The 14,744-nt window shown below is 60.5% G+C and carries 15 protein-coding genes; 12 read left to right on the forward strand and 3 right to left on the reverse strand.

From position 1 onward, the window contains the following. The first annotated feature begins 24 nt into the window (after positions 1-24). Both ACQY5P_RS17370 and ACQY5P_RS17375 read left to right on the forward strand, forming a co-directional pair. Complete coding sequence (locus ACQY5P_RS17370; protein WP_428408136.1) at positions 25-630, forward strand: glutathione S-transferase family protein; 606 nt, start codon at positions 25-27, stop codon at positions 628-630. Between the two features lie 80 nt (positions 631-710). After that, a complete protein-coding gene (locus tag ACQY5P_RS17375) occupies positions 711-1,271 on the forward strand; it encodes a c-type cytochrome (protein WP_428408137.1) in 561 nt (186 codons plus the stop codon). A gap of 8 nt (positions 1,272-1,279) precedes the next feature. On the opposite strand, the gene ACQY5P_RS17380 is transcribed toward ACQY5P_RS17375, so the two are convergent. Beyond that, positions 1,280-1,708, reverse strand: coding sequence for a PaaI family thioesterase (locus ACQY5P_RS17380; RefSeq protein WP_428408138.1), 429 nt, complete (start codon positions 1,706-1,708; stop codon positions 1,280-1,282). A 20-nt stretch (positions 1,709-1,728) separates the two neighbouring features. After that, the gene (locus ACQY5P_RS17385; RefSeq protein WP_428408139.1) at positions 1,729-2,295 is read right to left on the reverse strand and encodes a TetR/AcrR family transcriptional regulator; all 567 of its coding nucleotides are present in this window, start codon (positions 2,293-2,295) and stop codon (positions 1,729-1,731) included. 124 nt (positions 2,296-2,419) lie between these two features. Between ACQY5P_RS17385 and ACQY5P_RS17390 the strand changes: the two genes are divergently transcribed. The 6 genes from ACQY5P_RS17390 to ACQY5P_RS17415 are packed head-to-tail and all read left to right on the forward strand — an operon-like array spanning position 2,420 to position 9,116. Continuing rightward, positions 2,420-4,030 (forward strand): acyl-CoA carboxylase subunit beta, encoded by a 1,611-nt coding sequence (locus ACQY5P_RS17390; protein WP_428410684.1) that lies wholly within the window; start codon positions 2,420-2,422, stop codon positions 4,028-4,030. Continuing rightward, the gene (locus ACQY5P_RS17395; RefSeq protein ID WP_428408140.1) at positions 4,030-4,278 is read left to right on the forward strand and encodes a hypothetical protein; all 249 of its coding nucleotides are present in this window, start codon (positions 4,030-4,032) and stop codon (positions 4,276-4,278) included. The genes ACQY5P_RS17390 and ACQY5P_RS17395 overlap by 1 nt, the downstream gene beginning before the upstream one ends. Continuing rightward, positions 4,279-5,460: an acyl-CoA dehydrogenase family protein gene (locus ACQY5P_RS17400; RefSeq protein ID WP_428408141.1), complete on the forward strand. Its 1,182-nt coding sequence runs from the start codon at positions 4,279-4,281 to the stop codon at positions 5,458-5,460. It begins immediately after the preceding gene. Positions 5,461-5,463: 3 nt separating this feature from the next. Beyond that, positions 5,464-6,300 carry an enoyl-CoA hydratase/isomerase family protein gene (locus tag ACQY5P_RS17405; protein ID WP_428408142.1) on the forward strand — a complete coding sequence of 279 codons (837 nt, stop codon included), beginning with the start codon at positions 5,464-5,466 and terminating at the stop codon, positions 6,298-6,300. Next, on the forward strand, positions 6,297-8,255 hold the full coding sequence (locus ACQY5P_RS17410) for an acetyl/propionyl/methylcrotonyl-CoA carboxylase subunit alpha (RefSeq protein WP_428408143.1): 1,959 nt from the start codon (positions 6,297-6,299) through the stop codon (positions 8,253-8,255). Before ACQY5P_RS17405 ends, ACQY5P_RS17410 begins: the two co-directional genes overlap by 4 nt. Continuing rightward, on the forward strand, positions 8,256-9,116 hold the full coding sequence (locus ACQY5P_RS17415) for a 3-keto-5-aminohexanoate cleavage protein (RefSeq protein WP_428408144.1): 861 nt from the start codon (positions 8,256-8,258) through the stop codon (positions 9,114-9,116). Positions 9,117-9,119: 3 nt separating this feature from the next. On the opposite strand, the gene trxB is transcribed toward ACQY5P_RS17415, so the two are convergent. Next, a complete protein-coding gene (gene trxB, locus ACQY5P_RS17420; protein WP_428408145.1) occupies positions 9,120-10,076 on the reverse strand; it encodes a thioredoxin-disulfide reductase in 957 nt (318 codons plus the stop codon). Positions 10,077-10,297: 221 nt separating this feature from the next. Between trxB and ACQY5P_RS17425 the strand changes: the two genes are divergently transcribed. From ACQY5P_RS17425 to ACQY5P_RS17440, 4 genes are read left to right on the forward strand one after another with little or no spacing between them, the layout of a single operon-like run. After that, positions 10,298-11,431: a homogentisate 1,2-dioxygenase gene (locus tag ACQY5P_RS17425; RefSeq protein WP_428408146.1), complete on the forward strand. Its 1,134-nt coding sequence runs from the start codon at positions 10,298-10,300 to the stop codon at positions 11,429-11,431. Further along, entirely contained in the window at positions 11,424-11,678 is a 255-nt protein-coding gene (locus ACQY5P_RS17430; RefSeq protein WP_428408147.1) for a DUF6980 family protein, read from the forward strand. Before ACQY5P_RS17425 ends, ACQY5P_RS17430 begins: the two co-directional genes overlap by 8 nt. Then, positions 11,679-12,698, forward strand: a complete 1,020-nt coding sequence (locus ACQY5P_RS17435) for a fumarylacetoacetate hydrolase family protein (RefSeq protein WP_428408148.1) — start codon at positions 11,679-11,681, stop codon at positions 12,696-12,698. A gap of 43 nt (positions 12,699-12,741) precedes the next feature. Further along, the gene (locus tag ACQY5P_RS17440; protein ID WP_428408149.1) at positions 12,742-14,742 is read left to right on the forward strand and encodes a TonB-dependent receptor; all 2,001 of its coding nucleotides are present in this window, start codon (positions 12,742-12,744) and stop codon (positions 14,740-14,742) included. Positions 14,743-14,744 lie beyond the last annotated feature (2 nt).

A 14,744-nucleotide genomic window follows, 5' to 3' on the forward strand; every position in this document is an offset into this window, starting at 1 on the left:
CACTTCGCCCGGGAGGAAAGCAAAATGAAGCTATATCACTGCCAGGGCGCGCGGTCGCTGCGCTGTGTCTGGGCGCTGGAGGAACTGGGCCTCGATTACGAGCTTGTCACGCTGCAATTTCCGCCGCGGGTCTTCGACAAGTCATATAAAGAGGTCAATCCGCTGGGAACGGTGCCTTGCCTGATCGATGGCGATGTCATGATGACGGAGAGCGCCGGCATCTGCGAATATCTCGGCGTCAAATACGGACCGACGCCGCTGGCCGTGACGCCGGAGGAAAAAGAGTGGCCCGCCTATCTCAACTGGCTGCACCGCTCCGACGCGACCTTCACCTTCCCGCAGACGCTCGTTTTCCGCTATTCGGCGCTCGAACCGGAAGAGCGCCGCCAGCCGCAGGTCGCAGAGGATTACCGCAAATGGTTTCTCGGCCGCTGGCGCGCGGTGGAAGCGGGGCTGGAGGGGCGCGGCTATCTTTGCGCGGACCGGTTTACGATGGCGGACATTTGTGTCGGCTATGCGCTCTATTTCGCTATCACGCTCGGGATTGAGGAGGCGCTGACGCCGAATGCAGAGGCGTGGTGGGGAAGACTGACAAATCGGGAGGCTTATAAACGCGCGCTGGCCCGATAGGGCGTTTGATTTCCGCCATAGCGCCTGCGCGCAGATCGCCTATAATGATATGTAGTCCCTTCACCAGCGGAGATGACTTTATGAAACGGCCGCTCCTGTTGAAACTCGTTTGCAGTCTTGCGCTCGCAGGGACGGCGGCCTGCGGTCAAAACGCCGTGCAGGAAGACGCCGCGCCGAACGAGGTGCGTGAGGCGCTCTCCAAACCGCCCGTAGAAATCAGCGTGGAAACCCCCGAAGTGAATGCGCGCCGCGGACGGCTGCAATTCATCACCCGCGGCTGCGTCATCTGTCATCAGGTGAACGGCGTCGGCGGAAGGGCCGCGCCCGATCTTTCCGCCATGTCCCATTCGGACAGGATCAATCCGCTGGATTTCTCCGCCCGCATGTGGCGGGGCGCGCCTGCAATGACGGCGCTGCAGGCGGTGGAGCTCGGCTATGTCATCGATCTAGACGCACAGGATATTGCCGATCTCGCCGCTTTCGCCGCCAGTCCCGAGGAGCAGAAACTTCTGACGCTCGAGTCTGTGCCTGCGGAGATGCGCGACTGGTTTATTGACGTCCCTCACTGGAGCAGCGAAGACTGGACCGAATATCTCCAGCGCGGCGAGCGCATTCCGGGTCTTGAGGAAGAAGAACTTTAGCGAGTCTGCTAAGGTTTCGGCCAAAGCACCATCTGCGTGCAGCGGAACATGGCGATGACTTTGTCCGACTCGCGGTGTTTCACGGTCGCATCCCAGAGCTGCGTTGTGCGGCCGAAATGTTTCGCTTCCGCGCGGCATTCAATGACGCCGTCGCGCGCGGTGCCGAGAAAATTCGATTTCAATTCGATGGTGGTGAAGCCGCTTGCCCCTTCGGGAAGAGCGCGCACGCAGCCATAGCCGCAGGCGGAATCCGCAAGGCCGATCACTGACGCCGCATGAAGAAAGCCATTCGGCGCCATCAGCGCCTTTCTCACTTTCACCTCCGCCTCGACCCAGCCGTCGCCGAAATTCGTGAACTCAAGGCCTAAAAGACCGGGGAGGTACTCTGCGCCGAATTCCTGCGCGCGGGCCGCGAGTTCGTCTGCAATAGTAACCATGGCATCGCCTGCTCGCGTGTTTACCGCTGTCGAGCGGAGCCTGCTACCAAGCCGACCCAGGCGTCAATCACATTGCGCATATGCCTTTCATCGCCGAGCAAACCGTCATGGACGAGGAGGCCCGTCATCATACAGCGGCCGATCGTCATAATGGCGTTAAGCTCCTTAGCGTCTCTTGCGATGGGGGTGAGGAGATCGCGCATCTCGGCCTCGATCCCATTGCTCCAGTCTTCGAGCTTCGGGGCGATGCGTTTGCGCAAGGCTGCGTCGCTGCGCGCCGCGACAAGAATTTCGAGAAGGGCGCCGTAATCGGGCGTTGTGAACTGCTCTTCCCATGACCTGCGCATGACTTCGGCAAAGGCGCTTCTGTCTTTTTCGAGTTCGGTCTTGATGCGCTGAAACCATTTGATCGACCGGCCGAGCAAATATTCCGCCGTCGCTTCCACAAGATCGTCCTTCGACGGGAAGTGGTGCTGTAGCGCGCCAAGTGAAACGTTTGCCGCTTCCACCACCTGCTTGATTGAGGTGCCGTGATATCCGCTCGCCGCCAGCCGTTTCGCCGCCGCCTTGCAGATCCGGAGGCGCATGGCGGCGGATTTTTCCTGCTGGCGGCCCGCGGGTTGGGCTGTTGCAGGGACTTGACGGGAACGGCTCATGAGCATAAAACAATACGATCATATTGTTTTGTCAAGCCCCGGAGCGGCGGACGCCATGCCGGTATTCGAAAGCGACATCGATCCGCGAAGCGAAAGCTACGCGAAGAACCGCGCCGATCATCTGAAGCTGATCGAGGGCTTCCGCGCGCTCGAACACAAGATCATCGAAACCTCGGCGCGGGCGAAACCGAAATTCGAAAAGCGGGGACAGCTTCTGCCGCGCGAAAGGCTGGCGCTGGTGCTCGACCGCGGCGCGCCTTTCATCGAGTTATCGACTTTGTGCGGCTACAAGATGCATGACGATGACGGGGATAAAAACATCTCCGGCGGTGGGGGGGTGTCGGGCGTCGGCTTTATCTCGGGCGTCCGGTGCGTCGTCTCCGCATCCGATAGCGGCATCAAGGGCGGCGCCGCGACGCCCATGGGCGTTCACAAGGCGCTCAGAGCGCAGGCGCTCGCGCTCGAAAACAAACTGCCTTTCGTGCAGCTCATCGAAAGCGCCGGCGCAAATCTTATGCGTCAAGCGGAAATGTTCGTGCCGGGCGGGCGCACCTTCGCCAATCTGGCGCGATTGTCCGCCGCCGGCTGTCCGGTCATTTCCGTGGTGCATGGCTCGTCGACGGCGGGCGGCGCCTATCAGACAGGACTTTCCGATTACGTTGTCGCCGTGCGCGGCAAGTCGAAAGTGTTTCTCGCGGGCCCGCCGCTCCTGAAAGCGGCGACCGGCGAAATTGCGACGGATGAAGATCTAGGCGGCGCGGAGATGCATTATCATGTCTCCGGCACGGCGGAATATATGGCCGAGGATGACGGCGACGGCGTTCGCATCGCGCGCGAGATCGTTTCGAAACTCGGCTGGGATAAGGCGCGCGAAACGAGGACCTTCGATGAACCGCTTTACGGCGCCGAAGACTTGCTCGGCATTGTGCCGGTGGATTACCGCCAGCCTTATGACAGCCGCGAGGTGATTGCGCGCCTTGTCGACGGCTCCGACATGCTCGGTTTCAAGGACGGCTACGGGCCCGCGACGGTGTGTACGCAAGCCGCCATTGCCGGCCATCAGGTCGGGATCATTTCCAACAATGGCCCCATCGACGCCGACGGCGCGGCGAAGGTCGCGCAGTTCATCCAACTGATGGAGCAGGCGGGCAATCCGGTCGTCTTCCTGCAGAACACCACCGGCTATCTCGTTGGCACGGACGCCGAACAGCGCGGCATCGTCAAGCATGGCTCGAAAATGATTCAAGCCGTCACCAATATGCGCGTGCCGAAATTGACGCTGCATATTGGCGCTTCGTTCGGCGCCGGGAATTACGGCATGTGCGGGCGCGCTTTCGATCCGCGTTTCATCTTCGCTTGGCCCAACAACCGCATCGCCGTCATGGGCGGCGAGCAGGCGGCGAAGACCATGCGCATCGTCGCGGAGGAGGGCGCCCGCAAAAAGGGCGAAGAGCCAAATACGGAATTTCTCGACGGCATGGCGAAGCACATCACTGAACAATATGACGCGGAATCGACGGCGCTTTTTGCGACGGCGCGGCTGTGGGATGACGGGCTGATTGATCCCCGTGACAGCCGTAAAGTGCTGGCGTTCTGTCTCGATACCGTCGCGGAAGCCGGGCGCCGCGAGCTAAGGCCGAATGTCTTCGGCGTCGCGAGGATGTGATGGTTGAGCAACTTAACAGAGTGCAACGTGATTGGCTGCTTTCTTCACAGGTTCTTTTACCGGAAGAAAGAACTATAATCGAGTCCTCAGGTAAGTTGCCGAGTAAAGTTTCGCGTCAGCTTCATGCGCGTCTTTCAGAAAAAAATGCCCGAGAGGGATTTGATAAATCCTACCAATTAAATGAGCTGGGGATGCAGATCGACGACATTCTCGCTCGATTGGAGCAAATGTTTTTGGCGGAGAAATAAATGAAACTCACCACCGAGCATGAACAGATCCGCAAGACGCTGAAGAGCTTCATCGAGGCGGAGATCAATCCTTATGTGGACGAGTGGGAGGAGGCGGGCGCCTTTCCCGCCCATCAGGTGTTCAAGGAGCTTGGCGAACTCGGCCTCCTCGGTGTCACCAAGCCCGAACAATATGGCGGCATGGGGCTCGACTGGTCCTATGGCGCTGTCGTCGCTGAGGCGCTGGGCCACATCGATTGCGGGGGCGTGCCCATGGCCATCGGCGTCCAGACCGACATGGCCACGCCGGCTCTGGCGCGCTTCGGAACCGACGCCGCGAAAGAGGATTTTCTGAAACCGTCCATCGCGGGCGATTATGTCGCCTGTCTCGGCGTGTCTGAGGTCGGCGCCGGGTCCGACGTGGCGTCGATCAAGACAACCGCGAAAAAAGACGGCGACGATTACGTCATCAATGGCGGCAAGATGTGGACCACCAGCGGGACGCAAGCCGACTGGATGTGCCTGCTCGCCAATACCGGCGACGGCCCGGTCCATCAGAACAAGACGCTCATCTGTCTCCCCTTGAAAGATGACAACAGCAAACACCGGAAAGGCGTCACGGTCGCGCGCAAGTTGAAAAAACTCGGCATGCGCTCCTCCGACACGGCGGAATTTTTCTTTGAGGATGTGCGCGTGCCCCAGCGCTATCGCATCGGCGAGGAGGGCGCGGGCTTCATGTATCAGATGATGCAGTTCCAGGAAGAACGGCTCTGGTGCGCGCTCTCGAGCCTCGTCAGTCTCGACAAGACGATCGACGAAACCGCGGAATATGCGCGCCAGCGCAAGGCGTTCGGGAAATCCATTCTCGACAATCAGGTGGTGCATTTCCGTCTCGCTGAGCTGAAGACGGAAGTTCAGGCGCTGCGCTCTATGAGCTGGGACGCGGTTGAGAAAATGATGGAAGGCGAGGATGTCGTCATGCTCGCTTCCATGGCGAAGCTGAAAGCCGGGCGGCTTGCGCGCGAGGTCAACGACGCCTGCCTGCAATATTGGGGCGGCATGGGCTTCATGGAGGAAACGCCAGTGTCCCGCGCCTATCGCGACGGGCGCCTCGGCTCCATTGGCGGCGGCGCCGACGAGGTGATGCTCTCCATCATCTGCAAATATATGGGCACGCTGCCGGGAAAATCGAACAAGGCTTAAAGCATGACGGCGCTCCCAGAGCTTGAAGACATTATTCTGTCGCGGCGCCAGTCGGCGCTGACCGTGACGCTTAACCGTCCGCGGGCGAAGAACGCGCTGAACGGCGCCATCATGACCGGCCTCATGATGCTGTGCGATTGGCTCGCCGCCAATCGCGACATTCGCATGGTCGTGCTGCGCGGCGCCGGCGGATCGTTTTGCGCGGGCGGCGACATCAAGGAATTCGGCAAGATGGTGATGGCGGAGGAGCCCGCCGACGGCGCGTCCGACCCTGTCGCCAGAAATAACCGCGTCTTCGGCGATGTCCTGTTAAAACTAGACGCCATTCCGCAGACGGTTATTACCGTGATTGAGGGATCCGCTTTTGGGGGCGCCAATGGCCTGATCAGCGTGTCGGATGTCGCTATCGCGGAATCCCATGCGCGGTTTTCTTTGTCGGAAACGACGCTCGGCGTGCCGCCGGCGCAGATCGGCCCGTTTCTGGTCCGGCGCATTGGGCTTTACAACACGCGCCGCCTTGCGCTCACCGGCGCCCATTTCGGCGCGCAGGAAGCCTGCCGCATCGGTCTCGTGGACAGGGTGGTGAATGGCGACGCCGGTCTTGAGGGTGCGCTCGCTGAAACCCTGTCGGCGATTGGGCGCTGCGAACCGGAAGCGAACGCCGCGACCAAGGCGATCCTCAACCGTGCTGCGGCGCCTGTCGATCCCGCGCAACTGGACGCCGCTGCGGAGGACTTCGCAAAATGTCTGCGCGGTGAAGGGCGCAAAGGCGCCATGGCGTTCGCGCAAAAAGAAACGCCGCCATGGCTCGAAACGTATTCGGCGACGAAGGAAGCATGACAGTAATTCGCAAACTCCTCATCGCCAATCGCGGCGAAATCGCCTGCCGTATTATGCGGACGGCGCGGGCGCGGGGCGTCGCGACGGTTGCAGTTTATTCCGACGCGGACGAGAACGCGCTCCATGTGCGCATGGCGGATGAGGCGATCCGAATCGGCGGGCCGGAGCCATCGCAAAGTTATCTCAATATCGACGCTGTCATCGCTGCCGCCAAAGACACCGGCGCTGACGCGGTGCATCCAGGCTACGGATTCCTTTCGGAGCGCGCCGACTTCGCCAAAGCCTGCGCTGACGCGGGGCTGATCTTTGTCGGCCCGCCCGCGGCAGCGATCGCCGCCATGGGCGACAAGGCGGAATCAAAGCGCCGTATGATCGCGGCTGGCGTGCCATGCGTGCCAGGCTATCAGGGCGACGATCAGTCCGACGCGATCCTCATGACAGAGGCGGACAAAATCGGCTTTCCGGTGATGGTGAAAGCCTCTGCTGGCGGCGGCGGACGCGGCATGCGGATTGTGCATGAGAAGGCCGACCTTGCGGATGCGATCGTTTCCGCGCGAAAGGAGGCGGAGAATGCGTTCGGCGATGGGCGGCTGTTGCTTGAACGTGCGGTGGTCGGCGCGCGCCATGTGGAGATTCAGGTTTTCGCTGACGCTCATGGCGATTGCATCCACCTGGGAGAACGCGACTGCTCCCTGCAGCGGCGCAACCAGAAAGTCATCGAGGAAGCGCCGTCGCCCGTTCTCAGCGAGGCGATGCGCGCGGAAATGGGAGACGCGGCGGTGCGGGCGGCGCGAGCCGTCGGCTATGTCGGCGCCGGGACGGTGGAGTTTCTGTATGATCCCGCGCGCGATGAATTCTATTTCCTCGAAATGAACACGCGGCTTCAGGTCGAACATCCGGTGACGGAACTGGTGACGGGATTCGATCTTGTTGATTTTCAGCTCAGCGTGGCTGAAGGCGAACCGTTGCTCTTCGATCAGGACGAGATCGAGCTTGAGGGCTGGGCCATGGAGGCGCGGCTTTACGCCGAGGACCCGGCGCAGGGCTTCATGCCGCATTCAGGCAAAATACGCCTGCTTGAATTTCCCGATAGGGAGGATGTGCGCATCGATAGCGGCGTAGAGCAGGGCGACACGGTCACGACTTTTTACGATCCGATGATCGCAAAGGTCATCGCCTTCGGCGCAACGCGCGATGAAGCGCGGATGAGGCTGGCGGCCGCCTTGCGCGAAACCGTGCTGCTCGGCTTTGCGCATAACCGCGATTTTCTGGTGACGCTGCTGGAAGATGAAGCTTTTGCAAATGGCGAAGCCGACACGGGCTATATCGAACGCAACCTTGACCGTCTGGCCGCGCGCAAGGCGCCGGGCGGCGCTGGGGCGATGGCGCTCGCTGGGGCGGCGCTCGCCGATGCGCCGTTTGGCGATCTTCTCACAGGCTGGCATTCGCGAGGAAGCTGCGGTTTCCCGCTGCATCTCGTTACGACGGGCGGCGAGATCGTCAAGGCCGATATCAGGCTTGACGGCGCCAAAGTGACAGCGATCCAAAATGGTGAAGCGGCGACGATTGAAGTCTTGTCTAAGGATGAAAGCTCGATCCGCTATCGCCATAATGGCCGCATGGGTAATGCGCGTTACGCGCGTAATCATTATCATCTTGAAATCGAGTCGAGCGGCGCGTGGGGGCGCTATACAGACTTGACGCTCGCGCCAGCAAGCGAAAGCGCGGGCGGCGATGACGCGGTGAAAGCGCCCATGGCGGGGCTCGTGACCTCCCTTCGTGTCGGGCCGGGCGATTCTGTTTCTAAAGGAACAATCGTCGCCACCATTGAAGCTATGAAAATGGAGCACCAGCTCAAAGCCGGTCGCGACGGAATTATCGCCGAGGTGCTGGCGAAGGAAGGCGATCAGGTCGCGATCCGCGCAAAACTCGTGACCTTGCAGGCGGAGGCTTAGATGTCAGATACGGCCATCATCACTTGCGCGCTGACCGGTGTTCTCACCAATCCGGAGCAGCATCCAGTGCCCGTGACGCCGGAGCAAATGGCGGCGGAAGCCAGGCGCGCTTTCGACGCCGGCGCCACCATCATGCATGTGCATTACCGCCAGCAGGAGAAGGGCAAAGGCCATTTGCCGACCTGGGACCCGGCGATCTGCAATGAAATCAACGACGCGATCCGGGCTGCGTGTCCCGGCGTCGTCATCAACATGACCACCGGCGTTGTCGGCTCGGAATACGCTTATGTCCTCGATTATTTGCGCGCCTGCAAACCCGAGATGGCGGCGTGCAATGCGGGTACGCTGAACTATCTGAAGACGCGGAAAGACGGCTCCTGGGCGTGGCCCCCAATGGTGTTCGACAATCCAGCGTCGAAAGTGAAAGACTTCATCGACGTCATGAACGAAGTGGGCATCATCCCTGAATTCGAATGTTTCGACATCGGCATTGTGCGTTCCGTCGGGCTATACATAGAAAACGGCATGACCGATCACGCCGACTATAATTTCGTCATGGGCGTCGCGTCGGGCATGCCCGCGGATCCGGACCTGTTGCCGTTTCTCGTCAAATACAAAAAAGACGGCATGCCATGGCAGGCGACGGTGATCGGCAGGGAAGATGTCTGGCCAGTGCATAAACGCGCCGCGGAGTTAGGCGGCAATTTACGCACCGGCCTTGAGGACTGTTTTTATCTGCCAAATGGCGAGAAGGCGTCCTCAAACGGGCCGATGATCGAAGCGCTCGCCATCTATGCGCGTGAAGCGGGGCGCGAGGTCGCGACACCGGCGCAGACCCGCAAAATTTTAGAGCTCGTTTGAGAATTACTCGGCTGCTTCCCGAGTCGCTTCTTCCGCGGCGAGGAATTTTTCGGCTTCAAGCGCCGCCATGCAGCCCATGCCTGCGGCGGTCACCGCCTGACGATAGATGTCGTCGGTGACGTCGCCGGCCGCATAAACGCCGGGAATGACGGTCTCTGTCGAGTCCGGCTTAGTCACGAGATAACCATGATCCTTCATGGGAAGCTTGCCTTCGAAGAGCTCCGTCGACGGCTTGTGGCCGATGGCGATGAAAACGCCGTCCACTTTCACTTCCTGCGTCATGCCGGTGCGCGCATGGATGAGCCGCGCGCCCGTGACGCCCAGCGGATTTTCGTCGCCGAGGATTTCATCGAGCTGATGATCCCAGATGACGTCCACATTCTCTTTATTGAAAAGACGCGTCTGGAGAATTTTCTCAGCGCGCAGCTCGTCGCGGCGGTGAACCAGCGTCACTTTCTTTGCGAGGCCGGAGAGATAAAGCGCCTCCTCGACCGCGGTGTTGCCGCCGCCGACCACCAGCACCTCCTTTCCGCGATAGAAAAATCCGTCGCAGGTGGCGCAGGCCGAAACGCCGAAGCCCTGAAATTTCTGCTCCGAAGGAAGGCCGAGCCATTTCGCCTGTGCGCCCGTGGCGATGACAAGCGCGTCGGCGACATAGGTTTCGCCGCTGTCGCCCGTCAGCGTGAAGGGGCGTTTCGAAAGGTCCACATCGGTGATGAGGTCGTTGACGAATTCCGTGCCCACATGCTCGGCCTGTTTCTGCATCTGCTCCATCAGCCAGGGGCCCTGAATGACATCTGCGAAACCCGGATAGTTTTCGACATCGGTGGTGATGGTCATCTGGCCGCCGGGCTGGAGCCCGTGAACGAGCATCGGCTTGAGGCCGGCCCGCGCGGAATAGATGGCGGCGGTGAGGCCGGCGGGACCGGAGCCCAGAATCAGCAAACGGGTCTTTTTCACGGGAGGCTTCCTCAGTAGCTTGAGACGCAGGAAATGGCGGCCCCGGCGCAGCGCCGCAAGCCTTGATCGCAAAGGCGTTACCAAAGGCGACCCGCCAGGGAAAGGGCGGCTTTTCCCCGCCATATCGTTCGGGGTTTCGGCTTGCCCGGCGGGCTCAAAAATGGTAACAAATGTTACTAATTTTCTGAAAGAGCCCTCAAGGGGCCTAAAGGAGACGCTTGATGGCGCGCAGATGGATCACCCCGAGCCGGGTCGAAGGCGAGGCGTCTCGCCAGGCTCATGCGGACATGCCCTCAGGGACCTATGAGCGGGAAATCTCCAAAGAGGGGTTTTTCGGCCCCGCCGCCTTCATGCATCACAAGCGCCCGCCCACAGGCTGGGTCAAGTTCGAAGGGCCGTTGCGCCCGCGCGCGTTCGATCTCGCGGCCATGAAAGGCGCCAACGCATCGCCCTGGGCGGCGCCCCGCATCCTCCATAACAACGCGACCGAATTGCGTTTCTGGAAGCTGGACAAGGCGATGCCCGCGCTCGCGCGCAATGGCGACGGCGACCAGCTTTTGTTCGTGCATGAAGGGAAGGGCGATCTCTTCTGCGACTACGGGCATCTGGCGTTCGAGGCGGGCGATTATCTGATGCTTCCTCGCGGAACCATGTGGCGGCTTGCGCCGTCGTCGCCTGCGTCGATCCTGATGATCGAGGCGACCAACAGTCATTACACACTGCCCGACAAAGGCCTCCTTGGCCCCCATGCGATTTTCGATCCGGCGATCATGGATGCGCCGAAAATCGACGATGCGTTCAAGGCGCATCAGGCCGATGACGGCGAAACCCGCGTCGAGATCAAAAAACGCGGCGAGGTCTCCGTCGCGACCTATCCTTACAATCCGCTGGATGTTGTCGGCTGGCATGGCGAGCTAAGTCCCGTGCGGCTCAATGTGCGCGACATTCGCCCGATCATGTCGCATCGCTATCATGTGCCGCCCTCGGCGCATACGACCTTCCTGTCGGACCGTTTCGTCGTCTGCACTTTCGCGCCGCGGCCTTTCGAGACCGATCCGGGCGCGCTGAAAGTGCCGTTCTTCCATAATAATGACGATTATGATGAGGTGCTGTTCTATCACGCGGGCGATTTCTTCAGCCGCGACAATATCGATGCGGGGATGATGACGTTTCATCCCTCCGGCTTCACGCATGGGCCGCACCCAAAGGCGCTGAAAAACATGCTGGAGCAGAAAAAACCGGCGACGGACGAATATGCGGTCATGGTCGACACGCGCGATCCCCTGAATATCGGCGAAAGCGCCGGCGCGGTTGAGAATTTGGACTATGTGAACTCATGGCGCGGCCATGACTGAGGCGGCGCGCACGCAACACCCCGACCCTGAGAGCCTTTGCTGCGAATCCATGCAGGCGGCGCTAGAGATGAACTGCGAGGATCACGACGATCCGTTTGAGTGTCCCGACAGTCTTATCGCCTATAATGAAGGTCTCAACCAGTTTGCGCTGATCGTGCACGATGGCGGGCGGGATGTGATCCTGATCCGCTATTGCCCTTGGTGCGGCGCGGCGCTAGGCGAAACCTCAGACGAAGAGGAAGAATAAATGAAACTTGCATCTTTAAAGGGCGGCCGCGATGGGCGGCTGGTGGTCGTCTCCAACGATTTGACGCGTTACACCGATGCGGCGCGGGTCGCGCCGACCTTGCAGGCGGCGCTCGACGACTGGGAGAAAATCGAGCCCGGTTTGCGCGAACTGGCGCAGGGTCTTGAGACAGGCTCGGTTCCCGTCGAGCGCTTTCATGAACGCGAATGTTCGTCGCCTTTGCCGCGCGCTTATCAGTGGGCGGACGGTTCGGCCTATATCAATCATGTAGAACTCGTGAGAAAGGCCCGCGGCGCAGAAGTCCCGGAAAGTTTCTATGAAGATCCGTTAATGTATCAGGGCGGATCGGATTCGTTTCTCGGGCCGCGCGATGACATCGTCATGCCCACCGATGAAGGTTGGGGCATCGATATGGAGGCGGAGATCGCAATCATCACCGGCGACGTGCCCATGGGCGTGACGCCGGAAGAAGCGAAAGACTATATCCGCCTCGTCATGCTGGTGAACGATGTCTCCCTGCGCGGTCTCATTCCCGGCGAACTTGCGAAAGGCTTCGGGTTCTTTCAGTCAAAACCGTCTTCGGCGTTCAGTCCCGTAGCGGTGACGCCTGATGCGCTGGGAGACGCCTGGGACGGCGGCGCGGTGCATCTACCATTGCTCGTGCGCTATAACGGCCAGCCCTTCGGACAGGCGAATGCGGGCAAGGACCTCACCTTCAACTTCCCGCAACTGATCGCCCACGCGGCGAAGTCGCGGCCGCTTGGCGCTGGAACCATCATCGGATCGGGCACCGTCTCCAACAAGCTCGATGGCGGGCCCGGCAAATCCATCGCGGAGGGCGGTGACGGCTATTCCTGCATCGCCGAGATCCGCATGATCGAGACGATCTATGACGGCAAGCCGAAAACCCCCTTCATGAAGTTCGGCGATACGGTCGAAATTAAAATGAAAGACAAGGTGGGACACACCATCTTCGGTTCGATTTCGCAAAAGGTGGCGAAATACGAGCGGAAATCGTAATTCTGGACGCAAGTCAAAACAGGGTTGCGTCTTGAAATATCGTGTGAGCGTTTCAGTTGGTCTTCTGGCGGCGTCAGCTCTGTCGCCGGTCTTCGCGCAGGATACGCTGGTTGTTACCGCGGAGAGGCGCGAGCAACCGCTTTCCGAAGCGCCGCAAAGCATTACGGCGATCTCGGCGGAAACGCTTCAGCTTGTCGACGCCGATCATATTTCAGAAGTCCTAGCGCGCGCGCCGGGGGTGACACTCCATCGTGGCTCCGGCGCGGAGCAATTGACGGCGATCCGTTCGCCGGTGCTGACTTCGGGCGCAGGGGCGGGGGCGTTCCTGTTTCTTGAAAACGGCATCGCCATCCGGTCGCCGGGCTTCGCCAATATCAACGGGCTTTTTAACGCCCATTATGAACTCGCCGACCGTATTGAAATCGTGCGCGGGCCCTCCGGCGCGCTTTACGGCGCCAATGCGATTCATGGCGTCGTCAATGTCATCACGCCGGCGCCATCGGAAGACTTGTCGGTGTTCGCCGAAGCCTTCGGCGATACGCAGGACCGGTATAAATGGAAGGGAAGCGTGTCGGACACCTACGGCGCGCACGGGTTTTACGCCGGCGTCTCGGCGACATCGGAAGCCGGCTATCGCGTTGACGCCGGGCTCGATCAACAGAAGCTGACCCTGCGCCATCTCTATGACAATGGCGGCGTCAGCATTGACACGATCTTTTCCTTCGACAATCTGGAGCAGGAGACGGCGGGCTTCATTTTCGGCGAGGCGACGCTGAAAGACCGTGAGCTTCGCAAGACCAACGACTTCCCGCAGGCCTATCGGGACGCCAAGGCGGCGCGGCTGCAGTCGACCATTGAGTTCGACGCCGGGGATAGCACGCGCATTCAGGTGACGCCTTATGCGCGCTGGAACGAAATGGAGTTCCCGCAGCATTTCCTGCCGTCGAATGCGCTGGAGCGAAACGGCCATTGGAGCGTCGGCGCCCAGAGCGCGGTCTATCACGACGTCGGCGCGCTGTCGCTAATCGCCGGAATCGATGCGGAATATACGGACGGGTTTCTCTATGAATTCCAGTCCGAGCCGCAGATCTTTTCTTACACGCCCGGGCTTCATTACGATTACGATGTGAAGGCGGTGAACGCCTCCGGTTTCGTACAGGGGGAGTATGCGCTGGGCCCGCGCACGACGGCGACGGCGGCGGTGCGCATCGACGGCACGATCTATAAATACGACAACATGACCGACAACGGCGTTGTCGGCCGCTTTCTGCGCCTGCCGGATCAGACCGACAAGTTCGTCACGGCGAGCCCGAAATTTTCACTGCGCCAAGAACTGAGCGACAGCGCGTCGGTCTATGTAAGCTACGCTCGCGGGGCGCGGCCGCCCCAGACGACCGACCTCTACCGGCTTCAGATCAATCAGACCGGCGATCAGGCGCGGCCCGAGAAGATCGACGCCGTGGAGCTCGGCTTCCGCGGCGCATTTGGTGAGCGCGTCAATCTGGAACTCGCTGGCTTCTTCATGGACAAGTCGAATTTCTTTTTCCGCGACGCCGACGGCTTCAATGTCGCGAATGGCAAGACGCGCCATGCAGGCGTCGAGGCGGATGTTCGTATTGCGCTGCATGAAACGCTGACGCTGCAAAGCGCCGTTACCTACGCCAAACACACCTATCGCTTCGACCGGCCGGTCGGCAATGCGACGGAAGCGATCAGTTTTGGCGATGATGTGGATACGGCGCCGCGGGTGATGGCGAATACGCGGCTCTTATGGCGGCCTTTCGACCGGTTCAGGGCCGAAGCGGAATGGGTCTCCATGGGTTCCTACTTCACCGACGCTGCGAACGATCATGACTATGACGGACACAACATCCTCAACCTGCGGGCCGAGGCAGGGCTTACCGAGACGCTGGCGGCCTTCGTCACCGTGCGGAACGTCACGGATGAGCTTTACGCCGAGCGCGCCGATTTCGCTTTCGGCGAGGACCGCTATTTCCCCGGAGAGACGCGAACCTTCGGTTTCGGCCTGCGCTATCGCAACTAGCC

It is taken from the genome of Hyphococcus sp. (assembly GCF_965267305.1).
Lineage (GTDB): Bacteria > Pseudomonadota > Alphaproteobacteria > Caulobacterales > Parvularculaceae > Hyphococcus.